Origin of the sequence: Metapseudomonas phytobenefica, assembly GCF_043392685.1 — a bacterium.
Lineage (GTDB): Bacteria > Pseudomonadota > Gammaproteobacteria > Pseudomonadales > Pseudomonadaceae > Metapseudomonas.
In genome coordinates this window covers 44,451-57,131 of the sequence record NZ_JBHZGM010000005.1, presented here as the reverse complement: position 1 = coordinate 57,131, position 12,681 = coordinate 44,451, and the positions used below count along the sequence as shown (strand labels likewise).

Annotated in this window: 12 protein-coding genes; 5 read left to right on the top strand and 7 right to left on the bottom strand. The window is 64.4% G+C overall.

The window, feature by feature from the left end; translation table 11 throughout:
* Positions 1-2: 2 nt before the first annotated feature.
* The 3 genes from ACFW0B_RS06285 to amaB form a co-directional block, all read right to left on the bottom strand.
* Entirely contained in the window at positions 3-917 is a 915-nt protein-coding gene (locus tag ACFW0B_RS06285) for an ABC transporter permease subunit (protein WP_449147218.1), read from the bottom strand.
* 341 nt (positions 918-1,258) lie between these two features.
* Positions 1,259-2,380: a branched-chain amino acid ABC transporter substrate-binding protein gene (locus ACFW0B_RS06280; protein ID WP_449147081.1), complete on the bottom strand. Its 1,122-nt coding sequence runs from the start codon at positions 2,378-2,380 to the stop codon at positions 1,259-1,261.
* Positions 2,381-2,846: 466 nt separating this feature from the next.
* A complete protein-coding gene (amaB, locus tag ACFW0B_RS06275) occupies positions 2,847-4,337 on the bottom strand; it encodes an L-piperidine-6-carboxylate dehydrogenase (RefSeq protein WP_449147080.1) in 1,491 nt (496 codons plus the stop codon).
* Between the two features lie 204 nt (positions 4,338-4,541).
* On the opposite strand from amaB, the gene ACFW0B_RS06270 reads away from it, so the two are divergent.
* Both ACFW0B_RS06270 and ACFW0B_RS06265 read left to right on the top strand, forming a co-directional pair.
* Positions 4,542-5,441: a LysR family transcriptional regulator gene (locus ACFW0B_RS06270; protein ID WP_449147079.1), complete on the top strand. Its 900-nt coding sequence runs from the start codon at positions 4,542-4,544 to the stop codon at positions 5,439-5,441.
* 217 nt (positions 5,442-5,658) lie between these two features.
* Entirely contained in the window at positions 5,659-6,684 is a 1,026-nt protein-coding gene (locus ACFW0B_RS06265; protein WP_449147078.1) for a DUF1338 domain-containing protein, read from the top strand.
* 139 nt (positions 6,685-6,823) lie between these two features.
* Here the strand turns inward: ACFW0B_RS06265 and azu are convergent, their stop codons facing one another.
* On the bottom strand, positions 6,824-7,273 hold the full coding sequence (azu, locus tag ACFW0B_RS06260) for an azurin (RefSeq protein ID WP_449147077.1): 450 nt from the start codon (positions 7,271-7,273) through the stop codon (positions 6,824-6,826).
* 439 nt (positions 7,274-7,712) lie between these two features.
* Between azu and ACFW0B_RS06255 the strand changes: the two genes are divergently transcribed.
* The 3 genes from ACFW0B_RS06255 to ACFW0B_RS06245 are packed head-to-tail and all read left to right on the top strand — an operon-like array spanning position 7,713 to position 9,183.
* Positions 7,713-8,300, top strand: coding sequence for an LOG family protein (locus tag ACFW0B_RS06255; RefSeq protein WP_280380488.1), 588 nt, complete (start codon positions 7,713-7,715; stop codon positions 8,298-8,300).
* A 59-nt stretch (positions 8,301-8,359) separates the two neighbouring features.
* Positions 8,360-8,731, top strand: a complete 372-nt coding sequence (locus ACFW0B_RS06250; RefSeq protein WP_449147076.1) for a thiol-disulfide oxidoreductase DCC family protein — start codon at positions 8,360-8,362, stop codon at positions 8,729-8,731.
* A gap of 5 nt (positions 8,732-8,736) precedes the next feature.
* The gene (locus ACFW0B_RS06245; protein ID WP_449147075.1) at positions 8,737-9,183 is read left to right on the top strand and encodes a GNAT family N-acetyltransferase; all 447 of its coding nucleotides are present in this window, start codon (positions 8,737-8,739) and stop codon (positions 9,181-9,183) included.
* Between the two features lie 115 nt (positions 9,184-9,298).
* On the opposite strand, the gene ACFW0B_RS06240 is transcribed toward ACFW0B_RS06245, so the two are convergent.
* The 3 genes from ACFW0B_RS06240 to ACFW0B_RS06230 form a co-directional block, all read right to left on the bottom strand.
* Positions 9,299-10,147 carry a mechanosensitive ion channel family protein gene (locus ACFW0B_RS06240; RefSeq protein ID WP_449147074.1) on the bottom strand — a complete coding sequence of 283 codons (849 nt, stop codon included), beginning with the start codon at positions 10,145-10,147 and terminating at the stop codon, positions 9,299-9,301.
* Between the two features lie 173 nt (positions 10,148-10,320).
* The gene (locus tag ACFW0B_RS06235; protein WP_449147073.1) at positions 10,321-11,430 is read right to left on the bottom strand and encodes an SO2930 family diheme c-type cytochrome; all 1,110 of its coding nucleotides are present in this window, start codon (positions 11,428-11,430) and stop codon (positions 10,321-10,323) included.
* Positions 11,427-12,662 carry a parallel beta-helix domain-containing protein gene (locus ACFW0B_RS06230; protein WP_449147072.1) on the bottom strand — a complete coding sequence of 412 codons (1,236 nt, stop codon included), beginning with the start codon at positions 12,660-12,662 and terminating at the stop codon, positions 11,427-11,429. The genes ACFW0B_RS06235 and ACFW0B_RS06230 overlap by 4 nt, the downstream gene beginning before the upstream one ends.
* Positions 12,663-12,681 lie beyond the last annotated feature (19 nt).

Genomic DNA, 12,681 nt, shown 5'->3' with positions numbered 1-12,681 from the left:
GATTACACCTTGGCGACGTGCGGACGGCCGAGCAGGCCCTGGGGACGGAAGATCAGGATCAGCACCAGCAGGGAGAAGCTGAACACGTCCTTGTAGTCGGTGTTCACCATGCCGGAGAACTGCGCCTCGGCGATGCCGAGGATGATGCCGCCGAGCATGGCGCCGGGCAGCGAGCCGATACCGCCGAGCACCGCCGCGGTGAACGCCTTGATGCCGATGATGAAGCCGGCGTAGAAGTCGAAGGTGCCGTAGTTCATGGTGATCAGCACGCCGGCCAGGGCGGCCATGGAGGCGCCGATGACGAACACATAGGAGATCACACGGTCGGTATTGATGCCGAGGATCGACGCCATCTTGCGGTCTTGCTGGGTGGCGCGGCACATGCGGCCGAGCTTGGTGCGCTGGATGATGTAGGTCAGCACCGCCATGCCGAGGAAGGCGGCGATCAGGATGAACACCTTGGTGTAGGTGAGCTGCACGAAGCCGTCACCGACGTGGAACTTCAGCGCGCCGTCGAGCAGGGTCGGCACGCCTTGCTGGCGGGCGCCCTGGCTGAGCTGCACATAGTTCTGCAGGATCAGCGACATGCCGATGGCGGAGATCAGGGGCGCCAGGCGGGTCGAGTTGCGCAGCGGCTTGTAGGCGATGCGCTCGATCACGAAACCGTACACGCCCGTTACGACGATCGTGAAGACCAGCGTGCCGAGGATCAGCAGGGGGAAGGATTCGAGTCCGAAGTAGGCCAGGATGGCCAGGGTGATCGCGGCGAGGTAGGCGGAGATCATGTACACCTCGCCGTGGGCGAAGTTGATCATGCCGATGATGCCGTAAACCATGGTGTAGCCGATGGCGATCAGACCGTAGACCGACCCGAGGGTCAGGCCATTGATCAGCTGTTGCAGGATAATACCGTCCATCATTCTGTCTCGTCTTTTGGGGGTCCGGCCTTGGGTTCGGCCGGCTCCCGCGAGTGGAATCAGACGGGCACCACTGAAAAACCATGTCAAATCGGGCGGTTGACCGCCCGGCTCAAGCAGAAAAGGACTTCAGCAGTTTCCCGGAATACACCGACCGGCCAGATGCGGGTGGCATCTGGCCGGTCAGCCGAGCTAAACCCAGTGTTGGATCAGGATCGAACGCGCTGGAGCCGGACAAACCGGAAAGGGTTGCGGGACGCGGAGTTCACGACTGTGAATGAGCAATCCCGAGACCCTTCCCAACGCTGGCCGACCGACGCGCGGGCAATCCTGGCCGGCACTCACTGCTGGGCGTACTTGCCCTTGTCATCCCACTCGTAGATCACATAGTCGGAGACCTTCAGGTCACCCTTGGCATCGAACTCCTTCTTGCCCATCACGGTTTGCACCGGATTGGCCTTCAGCCATTCGGAAGCCTTGGCCGGATCGTTGGCGCCAGCACCGTTGAAGGCGGCCGCCAGGACCTGCAGGGAGGCATAGGCGTACAGGGTGTAGCCTTCCGGCTCGAAACCGCCGGCACGGAACTTCTCGATCACCGCCTTGCCGTCCGGAATCCTGCGCGGGTCGGCGCCGAAGGTCATCAGCACGCCCTTGGTGTACTGCGGGCCGCCAGCGGTGGTGACCAGTTCGTCGGTGACGATGCCGTCGCCGGAAAGGAAGACGGCGTTCAGGCCCTGCTCGCGCATCTGGCGGACCAGCGGGCCGGCTTCGGGGTGCAGGCCGCCGAAGTAGACGACCTCGGCGCCGGTGGCGCGGATCTTGGTGACCAGGGCGTTGAAGTCCTTCTCGCCGCGGGTCAGGCCTTCGTACAGGACTTCCTTCACGCCGCGCTTGGCCAGTTGCGCCTTGGTGGCGTCGGCCAGGCCCTGACCGTAGGTGTCCTTGTCGTGAATGATGGCGACCTTGGTGGCCTTCAGCACGTCGACGATGTAGTCGCCGGCGATGATGCCCTGCTGGTCGTCACGGCCGCACATGCGGAACATGCCGGAGAGGCCGCGCTCGGTAACCTGCGGGTTGGTGGAACCGGGGGTGACGGCGATGATGCCCGCTTCGTCGTAGACCTCGGAAGCCGGGATGGTGGAGGAGGAGCAGAAGTGCCCCACCACGCCGATGGCCTTGTCCTGGTCCACCAGGCGGTTGGCGACGGCCACGGCCTGCTTCGGCTCGCAAGCGTCATCGGCTTTCACCAGGGTGATCTTCTCGCCATTGACGCCGCCGGCGGCGTTGATGTCTTCGGCGGCCTGGGAAGCGCCGCGCCAGTATTGTTCGCCGAAAGAGGCGTTCGCGCCGGTGTGCGGCCCGGCTACGCCGATAACTACATCAGCCTGTACTACGGAAGAAACACTCAGGGCGGTGGTAACCGCCAGAGCCAGAAAGCCTTTTCTGAAAATCTTCTGCGACATGGAGTTTTGCTCCTGAGGTTTTTAGGGTTAGCGCTTATGTTCAGCAAGTGGCGTGCCATTAATTCTTGTAGTTGCTCCGCGCCCTGAAAGGCTTTTCCCACCTCCTAGATTTCTTATTTTTATTCTTCAAAATCAGCAACTTACAAAATACGCCAATCAATTTTCAGGCGTATCTGGAAGCTGCGCGACATCAGTGTGCCAGCAGACTCGCTAACAATAGCCTCGCGATACTTATTTGCACATCGCTGGTGCGCGAATCTTCCCAATTCGCACTGTTACCGATCCTCCAATCCTGCAAGAAAACTCCTACTGCCCGAAAGCGGTGCAGCAACTTTTTTTGCTATCTGCGTCACGCGCCCGAGCTGCCAGGGCAACCCGGGGCGTTCCGCTGGTTGTGGCCTCAGATGCTCCCGGGGGCCTGCCTGGCGTAGGGTCATCGCCGGCAGCCCCGGGGGACGGAACCTGCTCAGTCGAAAGTAATGCCCTGGGCCAGCGGCAGTTCGTGGGAGTAGTTCACGGTGTTGGTCTGGCGGCGCATGTAGGCCTTCCAGGCGTCCGAGCCGGATTCGCGGCCGCCGCCGGTTTCCTTCTCGCCACCGAAGGCGCCGCCGATTTCCGCGCCGCTCGGGCCGATGTTGACGTTGGCGATGCCGCAGTCGCTGCCCACCGCCGACTGGAACAGCTCGGCTTCGCGCACATCGGTGGTGAACACGCAGGACGACAGGCCCTGGGGCACGGCGTTGTTGAGGGCGATGGCGTCCTCGAAGTCGCTGTAGCCGATCACGTAGAGAATCGGGGCGAAGGTCTCGTGGCACACCACCGCGCTCTGGCCCGGCATTTCGACGATGGCCGGAGACGCGTAGTAGGCGTTCGGGAACTGCTCTTCGAGCTGGCGTTCACCGCCGAAGACCTTACCCCCTTCGGCGCGCGCCTGCTCCAGCGCGCGCTGCATGCCGTCGAAGCTCTGCTTGTCGATCAGCGGGCCGATCAGGTTGCCTTCCAGCGGATGGCCGATGCGTACCCGGGAATAGGCGGCCTTCAGGCGCTCGACGATCTCGGCCTTTACCGATTCGTGGGCGATTAGCCGGCGCAGGGTGGTGCAGCGCTGGCCAGCGGTGCCGACGGCGCTGAAGAGAATCGCGCGCACCGCCAGGTCGAGGTCGGCGCTGGGGGCGAGGATCATGGCGTTGTTGCCGCCCAGTTCCAGCACGCTGCGGGCGAAACGGGCCGCCACGCGGGGCGCCACTTCGCGGCCCATGCGGGTGCTGCCGGTGGCGCTGACCAGGGCCACCCGCGGATCGTCCACCAGGGCTTCGCCGGCATCGCGGGCGCCGATCACCACCTGGCAGAGGTGCGCCGGTGCGTCGCTGAAATTCTTCGCCACACGCTCGAATAGCGCCTGGCAGGCCAGCGCGGTGAGCGGGGTCTTTTCCGACGGCTTCCACACCACCGGGTTGCCGCAGACCAGCGCCAGCGCGGCGTTCCAGGACCAGACGGCGACCGGGAAGTTGAAGGCGCTGATAACGCCGACCACGCCCAGCGGGTGCCAGGTCTCGCGCATGTGGTGGCCGGGACGCTCGGAGGCGATGGTCAGGCCGTAGAGCTGGCGCGACAGGCCGACGGCGAAGTCGCAGATGTCGATCATTTCCTGCACTTCGCCCAGGCCTTCCTGGGTGATCTTGCCGGCCTCCCGGGACACCAGTTCGCCCAGCTCGACCTTGTACTGGCGCAGCATTTCGCCGTACTGGCGGATCAGCTCGCCACGGCGCGGCGCCGGCACCTTGCGCCAGGCCTGGAAGGCCTCTGCGGCGCGGGCGATCTTCGCGTCGACTTCGGCGCGGCCTTCCAGGCGCACGGTGCCGATGCGGCTGCCGTCGATGGGCGAATGAACGGCGTGATCGCCTTGCTGGTAGAGGGACGAATCGACACCAAGACGGTCAAGCAGTGCAGCAACCATGGGAACTCCTGTTTCAACGAACTGATGGCCCTCTGCAGGAGCGAGCTCGCTCGCGAATCGTTCGCCAGCAAGCTGGCTCCTACAGGTGGGGAGCCAGATGGGAATGACACCAGTAATAGCTGCGAAAAGGGCTTGCCAACAAACGACCTTTCCGACACATATCATTCCGTTAATTCATGATCCATCCCGTCACGAGAAATCCCTATGCTCAAACGCCACATGCCCTCGATCACCGCCCTGCAATGCTTCGAGGCAGTGGCGCGGCACCTCAGTTTCACCCGTGCATCCGAGGAGCTGAGCCTGACCCAGAGCGCGGTGAGCAAACAGGTGGCGCAGCTGGAAGAGCTGCTCCAGCACCTGCTGTTCCGCCGTGTGCGCCGACGCCTGCAACTGACACCGGCCGGTTCGCTGTACCTGACCGAGGTGCGCAAGATCCTCACCCAGGTGGAGATGTCCACCCACTACATGCTGTCCTACGGCGGCGATACCGATGTGCTGCGGGTAGCCACGCCGCCAACCTTCGGCGCGCGCTGGCTGATCCCGCGGCTGAAGGGCTGGCGCCTGCGCCATCCGAACGTCCACCTGGATCTGCGCAATGAGCTGGAGCCGAACGCCCTGGTCCAGGGCCGCAGCGATGTGGCCTTCTATTTCGGCCATGGCGCCCTGCCCGGCGCCGAGTGCATCCGCCTGTTCAGCGAGGAAATGGTGCCGGTCTGCGCGCCCGGCGTGATGCCCGAGAAGCCCTTCACCGAACCGACCCAGCTCGCCGACCTGGTGCTACTGCAGAGCGCCACCCGCCCCGAGGCCTGGCACGAGTGGTTCCAGAGCCAGGACCGGCACACCGAGCACAGCTACCACGGACCGCGCTTTGACACCTCCTACATGTGCATCCGCGCCGCCCAGGCCGGCTGCGGTGTCGCCCTGCTGCCGCGTTTCCTGGTGGAAGAGGAACTGCAAGAAGGCAAGCTGGTGATCCCCTGGGACCACCCTCTGCCCAGCCGCAACGCCTATTACCTGGCCTACCCCGAGCACGCCGCGGAAGTGCCGAAGGTGAAGGATTTCGTGCGCTGGATGCTTGAGCAGTTGGACCGTGAGACGCTGTAACAGGAGCACAGAGGACTGTTTTTTCTGTGTGCGAATTCATTCGCGAAAGGCCGCGGAGCGGCTCGTTGGTCCGCATCGCGAATGAATTCGCACAAGGAATCCTGGCCCCTCGTATTTCAGGAAAAAACGGAATGAAACCGCCGGATTTTTTCGTTTGCCCCGCCGTCGCCAGGCTGCTTGGATACGTTCACCTTTTACTTCAGCCCGGAATCGTTCCATGTCCACCAACGAACGCCTGTTTGCCCTGATCGCCGCCGTGATTGGCGAATCCTCCGCCCGCTGGGTCGAAGCCCACGTGGAAGTCCCTGCAGGCCTGTCCGCATTCCCCTTCAGTGAAACCACCGTACATCGTGCCTGGCTGGCCGAGGCGCTGAACCTCTGCCTGTTCCACAAACTGGTGGAGGCGGTGCCCATCGGCCGTACCTACGTGGAAGAACAACTCGCCAAGGGCCGCCAGGTGGTGTTCGACCACGGCGCGATCCGCACCGTCGACTGGCCGGACAACGGCGCCCTGCCCCGTGGCCGCCAGGCCTTCGCCCGCCTGCTGGAACCCCTGGGCTTCGCCGACGTGCGTACCTATCCGCTGACCCGGTTGAAGATGACCGGCTACGCCTACCGGCACATGGACCTTCCCGAGGACATCGCCCAGTTCTTCGTTTCGGAACTGCATCCGGGCCGGTTCAGCGAAAGCTTCCAGCTGGCCGTGAGCCGCGTGGTGGGCGACAGCCGCGACCCGCTGGACGCCAGCCACAAGGCCATCCTCGCCACCCTCTGGCACCAGCGCCAGTGCAGCTTCGCCGAAGCCCGGCACCTGCTGCCGGCGCTCTACCGCGCCTTCGACCGCCAGCACGGCGTAGTGAACGAGCAGGACTACGAACTGCTGCGCGAGGAAAGCGTGGAAATGGCCTGGATTTCCACCGAGGGCAACATGTTCAACCACCTCACCGACCGGGTCGCCGACCTGCAGGCGGTGGTGGACGAGCAGAACGCCAAGGGCCGGCCGATGAAGGCCAGCATCGAGGTTTCCGCCTCCGGCCGGGTGCTGCAAACCGCGTACCGCGCGGTGCAGGTGCAGCGCGCCTTCGTCGATGCCGAAGGCCGCGCCGTGCAACGCGAGACGCCCGGCTCTTTCGTCGAGTTCATCCAGCGCGAGATCGACCCCGACAACGCGCGCCTTGACCTGAACTTCGACAGCAGCAATGCCCAGGGCATCTTCAAGATGACCGCCGGTGAACGCCTGTAGGAGCGAATTCATTCGCGAAGGGCCGCTAGCGGCCTGTGGTCCCAGGCTGTTTCACGGCTTATCGCGAATGAATTCGCTCCCACAACCTTGCAAACAAAAAGGCCGCTCAATCGAGCGGCCTCTTCGTGATCCCCGGAGGTCAGTCGACCAGGGCCAGGGTGCCCTTCATCATCGATATATGGCCGGGGAAGGAGCAGAAGAACTCGTAGCTCTCACCGGCGGCCAGCTTGGCCACATCGAAGGTCACGCTGTCGCTCTCGCCGCCGCCGATCATCTTGGTGTGGGCGATGATGCGGGCGTCGTCGGCCTTCAGGTAATCCTTGTCGAGGCCGGCGGTCATGCCTTCGGTGGCGATGGCCTGGGCATCGGCGGTCTTGCTCAGTACCCAGTTGTGGCCCATCACGTTCTTGGCCAGCGCGCCGACGTGCTTGAGGTTCACGGTGAAGGTCTTGCAGCTCTTGCTGACCTTGATCTCTTTGGTATCGAAAGTCATCTGATCGGTGGCCTGCACATCCACGGTACATTCAGCAGCCAGCAGAGGTGCACTGGCCAGGGCCAGCACGGATGCAACGACGAGCTTGCGAATCATGGGAGTCTCCTTGGCAGTAAGGGCAGAAATGCCCCAGAAGGGAGACTGCCCTATTGGCCAGGGAGTTCCCATGACCTGCGACAACAGGCCGCAACCCTGAAAACAGGCCGGTTCCTGTTCAATGCCGCACCCGACGCGGCGTCCAGGCCACCCTGGCGGGTATGGCAGCGGAGCTGATGAAGCTCACCTGACCTATCGGCCCCATCGAAACAAACTACGGGCGGGCGGCTGGCGCGGCACCTAGCATGGCGTCATCCATCCACGAGGAAATGCACCATGACCTTCCTGCAAAGCCTGCTCGCCGCCTATGCCGCCGGGGCTTGCGGCACCTTTACCGAATAATCGCGCCCTACCGTTCGGAAGCTGACTACTCGAACAGCTTGGAGCCCGAAGACGAAGCCGGTACTCTTTCGCGCTTTTTTCGCACCAGGAGTCCCCCATGTCCTTGCGTTCCGTCTGCGTGTTCTGCGGTGCCAGCCCCGGCGCCAAGCCGATCTACCGTGAGGCAGCCGCCCTCCTGGGCCACACCCTGGCCGAGCGCGGTATCACCCTGGTCTACGGCGGTGGCGCGGTGGGCCTGATGGGCACCGTCGCCGACGCGGCGCTGGCCGCCGGTGGCGAGGTCATCGGGGTGATTCCGCAAAGCCTGATGGACGCCGAAATCGGCCACAAGGGCCTGACCCGCCTGGAAGTGGTTGACGGCATGCACGCGCGCAAGGCCCGCATGGCCGAGCTGTCCGACGCCTTCATCGCCCTGCCCGGCGGCCTGGGCACTTTGGAAGAACTGTTCGAAGTCTGGACCTGGGGCCAGCTCGGCTACCACAGCAAGCCGCTGGGCCTGCTGGAAGTGAATAGCTTCTACGACAAGCTCACCGACTTCCTCGACCACCTGGTGGAAGAGCGCTTCGTCCGCGACCAGCACCGCGGCATGCTGCAGGTCGGCGGCCACCCGGAAATCCTGCTGGACCGCCTGGAAGCCTGGCGTCCGTCCAGCGCGCCCAAGTGGGTCGACCGCAAGCCGCACTGACCCTTGCCCGTCCCGGTCGTACACTGTCCGGGACGAACCCGCGGGGCCAGGAGCGATCGATGGCGGACGACGAGCGGATCAAGGTCTACTACAACAGCGCCTGCCCGGTGTGCAAAGCCGGTATCGAAGGCCAGAAAGGCAGGACCACCGCCTGCCAGGTGGAGTGGACCGATATCCACCAGGACAACCGCGCGGTGGAGGAAATCGGCGAAAACCTGGAATACGTCCGCGAGCGCCTGCACCTGGTGGACGAACAGGGCATCAAGCGCATGGGGGTGGATGCCTTCATCGTGCTCTGGCGCCATTCGCCACGGGAGCGCTGGAAAGCCCGGCTGTTCTCCCTGCCGCTGATCCACGGCCTCGCCCAACTCGCCTACAAGGCCTTCGCCCGCGTGCTCTATCGCTGGAACAGGGCTACACACCACTGGTGACATGGATGCTCCCTGCAATCGAAACCCTGACCACCCTCTCCCCCGCCGATCGCCAGCGCCTGGCCGACGTCTGGGAAGACGCCGTGCGCGCCACGCACCATTTCCTCAGCGAGGATGACATCCAGTTCTTCAGGCCCCTGGTGCGCGATGCCTACCTGGACTCGGTGCGCCTGGCCTGCCTGCGGGGTGCCGACGGCCGGATCGCCGGCTTCATCGGTACGGTCGAGGACAGGGTGGAAATGCTCTTCGTCGACCCGGCACAGCATGGCCGGGGCATCGGCCGCGCCCTGATGGAGCACGCCCTGGCCCAGGGCGCGCGATTCGTGGATGTGAACGAGCAGAACCCGCAGGCGCTGGGGTTCTACCTGCGCCTGGGGTTCGTCCGGCATGGGCGCTCGCCCGTGGATGGCTCGGGCAAGCCATTCCCCATCCTGCATCTGCGCTTGGCCTGATCCGAAGGCCTTCTCCGTACAGCCTGCTGATTACCCCCTCCCTGACGGGAGACGGGGCGGTGTGACCTGTGGGGGCGATTTCATTCGCGAAAGCAGGCCAAAGGACTGCCCATGATCACCCCTGCGGCTGCTGCACGATGATGGTCTGCGCCGGCATGGGCGCGGGGAAGTCGGTACCCAGCGCTTCCTTGATCACCCGATTGGTATCGAAATACACCTGCCAGTACTGGTCGTTGTGGCAATAGGGCCGCACCGCCAGCACCGGTCCCACCAGGTTGAACTCGAGGATTTCCACGTCCACCGGCGGCTCGCTCAGCACATTGGGGATGGCGGCGATGCGCTCCTTGAGCAGTGCCGCGGCAGCCTGCCAATCAGCCGCGCCGGAGAGCTGGGCCTTCAGTTCTACGCGGCGGAAGTCGTTGTGGCTGAAGTTCTGGATGTTGTCGCTGAAGATCTTGTTGTTGCCCACCAGGGTCATCACGTTGTCCGGGGTGTTGATGGCGGTGGCGAACAGGCCGATTTCCTTCACGGTGCCGGTCACGCCGCCGGCGCTGATGAAGTCCCCCACCTTGAACGGCCGCAGGACGATGATGAAGCCGCCCGCCGCCAGGTTGGCCAGCAGGCCCGACCAGGCCATGCCGATGGCCAGGCCGACTGCCGCGATCAGCGCCGCGAGGCTGGTAGTCTGGATGCCGAAATAGCCGAGGATGCCCACCACCAGGAGGATGTTCAGGGTGACGGTGATGAAGGACCCGACATAGCGCAGTACCGTCGGGTCGACCTTCTGCCGTTCCAGCGAACGCTGGACCAGTCCGACCGCAAAGCCGATGAGCCAGCGGCCGACCACCCAGAAGGCGATGGCCGCGAGAATCTTGACGCCGAAGGTGGTGGCGTACTGCATGACCGTAGTCATAAACGCGCTGACCTTCTCCGTACCCACATTGACGATGGTTGTTTCATCCATGGCGAAGCACCTTGCAGGAGAGAAGTTGCTCCGAAAAAGCTAGCACGGCGCCGGCAAAGTGCTCGCGGCAACGGCATGACGATGGGGCGTGGCTGCTGGCCCGGCCGTACAACAATGGTTCACGGACGGTCGATGGATGATCTTCAAGCAGGGTGATGAGCTCTACAAATGCACTAGCACCCACCCGGCAGACCGGCAATCCAGCGGGTCAGCAGTTCCAGCCCCTCGCGGTGGACGGTGGAGCGTCCCAGCTCGGGCATCATCACACTGGGGTCGGTGCTTTCCATGCGGTAGATGAGCACAGAGGCGTCGGGCTGACCGGGGTGGATATCCACCCGGCGGTCGCCGGAGCCCTTGCCCGCCGCCACCGGTTGCTTGCACAGGCCGAACGGGATGCCGAGGGGCGTGGCCGGGTCGAGGTAGAGGCCGGACGTCCGCGCCGGCCCCCTGGGGTTGTGGCAATGGGCACAGTTGATGTCGAGGTAGCTGCGCGCCTGCTGCTCCAGGCTTTCGCCCTTGCGCGGCGCACTGGCCAGGGCGTTGCGCGGGATGCCTGCGGGCACCGGCAGCCCTTGCAGGAAGCCCTGGCGCTGCCAGCGTTGCAGCTGGTTATCCACAGCGTCCGGATAGGCCAGGTCACGGTTCAGGTGGCGGGCCTTGGGTCCCAGCGGTTGCACACCCTCGCCATGGCGTTCCTCGTGGCAGCCGGCGCACTGGTTGGCGTCGGGCACCTGGTAATCCACCGCCAGGCTGCCGCCCTGCCCGTCCTGCAGTTCCAGCACGGTGCTGGCGCCGGTCCATTCCAGGGTCGCGTCCTGCTGCGCCTCGTCCCACACATAGGGCAGCGCCACCCAGCCCTGCCGCTGGCGCAACAGCACGCGGGTCTCGATCAGCGTCACCTGCGCAAGATCCAGCCCCAGGACCGGGTCGCGATCATCCCTGGTGTTCTTCAGCAGGCGGCCCTGTCCGTCCTTCGGGTAGTAGAAGGTCTTGGTCAGCACGGTGCCGACGGGAAACTCGAAGCGCTCCTCGCCATAGCCTGCTGTCTGCCCCGCCGGCATCCAGACGGTGCGCAGCTTGTGGGCGTAATCGCTGAACAGCGGCGTATTGAGGTCGTAGGCCAGGGCTTGCGCGACCGGCCGCAGGTGGCCATCGGCGCGCTGCAGCATGCCCCAGCCGCTGAGCGTTTCCGGGTAGGCCTCACCCTCCGGCAGATAGAGGGGCCCGGCCTGCTGCTCGCAACCGGCCAGCAGCAGGAATGCCAGGCAGATGGCGAATTTCATGAACCCTCGATCTCCCCCGCGCTGGACAGCACCACTTCCGGCAGCGGTGGCAACTTGCAGCGGTGGGCGCCCATGTCGGTGCTGATGTTCTTGAAATTGTTCGGCCCGTCGACATTGACCAGGGTAGCCGCACCGTTGTCGACGCAGATGCCCAGTTCCGCCGGCAGCTTGCCGTCCACCAACCGCGCCGGATTCACGTAGCCATCCCAGAGGATGTCCGGCAGGCGGCCGTTGATTCCGAACCGGGCGATCTTCAGGGCTTTCAGCTCCAGATGGTCCGGGCTGTCGCCAGCGGGGCCGAAGCGGTTGCCGTGGATGGCGATGCGTTCCGGGTAGGGGTCGAAGTCCTGGGTGGTGGAGAGATCGCTGTAGCCGGTGCTGAAATAGCTGCTGACGATGACGTTGGCAGTGCGGTGGTTGCCGATGTCGTTGTCGAAGATTTCCACATCGTCGTTGGAGTTGATCACCACGCCGGAGCCGGCCGGCACACTGGCCACCGGAGTGCCCTTGTGGCCGAAGTTGTCGTGGTTGTTGCCCTCCACCCGGTTGCGGTAGACGCGCGTGCCGTGCCCCGGCTGCTGCAGGTTGGGCATGTTGAACACCAGGATGCCGCCGGTATTGCCGGTGGCGATGTTGTCGTGGACGTCGGCGCCGATGGTGTTCTCGATCTCGATGCCGGCGACGTTGCGTTCAGCGCGGCTGTTGCGCACCACCACGTTGCGCGACTGGCCGACGTAGATACCGGCGTCGGACGCGCCGATGGCCACCGCACCTTCGATCAGGGTGTTTTCCGTCTGCACCGGGTAGATGCCATAGGCCCCGTTTTCGGTGGCCGGGCCGTTGGTCCACTCAGTGCGCACATTGCGGATGACGATGTTCCGCCCGCCCACCACCTTGAGGGCGTCGCCCTTGCTGTCTTCCAGGGCGAGGTCTTCGATGGTGAAGTCCGAGGCATCCACCAGCAGCCCTTCGGCGCCGGCCTTCTGTCCCTTGAAGTTGAGGATGGTCTTGTCCATGCCGGCGCCCTTGAGGGTTACGCCGCTGACCTTGAGGCTGAGGCCCCGGTCCAGTTGCCAGGTGCCGGCGGGAATTTCGATGACGGTGCCGGGCCTGGCCTTGATCAGGCGCGTCTGCAGGTCTTTCTGGAAGTCGGCATGGGTAACGGGGGATTCGGCCTGTTCGCCGCAGCCTGCAAGCAGGACGGCAAGGGCCAGGAGGGAGAGCAGACGCATGGCGGGCACCGGATTATCA

Coding starts and splice junctions, on each gene's coding strand:
- ACFW0B_RS06285 (WP_449147218.1), bottom strand. CDS start 917: ATGGACGGTATTATCCTGCAACAGCTGATCAATGGCCTGACCCTCGGG.
- ACFW0B_RS06280 (WP_449147081.1), bottom strand. CDS start 2,380: ATGTCGCAGAAGATTTTCAGAAAAGGCTTTCTGGCTCTGGCGGTTACC.
- amaB (WP_449147080.1), bottom strand. CDS start 4,337: ATGGTTGCTGCACTGCTTGACCGTCTTGGTGTCGATTCGTCCCTCTAC.
- ACFW0B_RS06270 (WP_449147079.1), top strand. CDS start 4,542: ATGCTCAAACGCCACATGCCCTCGATCACCGCCCTGCAATGCTTCGAG.
- ACFW0B_RS06265 (WP_449147078.1), top strand. CDS start 5,659: ATGTCCACCAACGAACGCCTGTTTGCCCTGATCGCCGCCGTGATTGGC.
- azu (WP_449147077.1), bottom strand. CDS start 7,273: ATGATTCGCAAGCTCGTCGTTGCATCCGTGCTGGCCCTGGCCAGTGCA.
- ACFW0B_RS06255 (WP_280380488.1), top strand. CDS start 7,713: ATGTCCTTGCGTTCCGTCTGCGTGTTCTGCGGTGCCAGCCCCGGCGCC.
- ACFW0B_RS06250 (WP_449147076.1), top strand. CDS start 8,360: ATGGCGGACGACGAGCGGATCAAGGTCTACTACAACAGCGCCTGCCCG.
- ACFW0B_RS06245 (WP_449147075.1), top strand. CDS start 8,737: ATGCTCCCTGCAATCGAAACCCTGACCACCCTCTCCCCCGCCGATCGC.
- ACFW0B_RS06240 (WP_449147074.1), bottom strand. CDS start 10,147: ATGGATGAAACAACCATCGTCAATGTGGGTACGGAGAAGGTCAGCGCG.
- ACFW0B_RS06235 (WP_449147073.1), bottom strand. CDS start 11,430: ATGAAATTCGCCATCTGCCTGGCATTCCTGCTGCTGGCCGGTTGCGAG.
- ACFW0B_RS06230 (WP_449147072.1), bottom strand. CDS start 12,662: ATGCGTCTGCTCTCCCTCCTGGCCCTTGCCGTCCTGCTTGCAGGCTGC.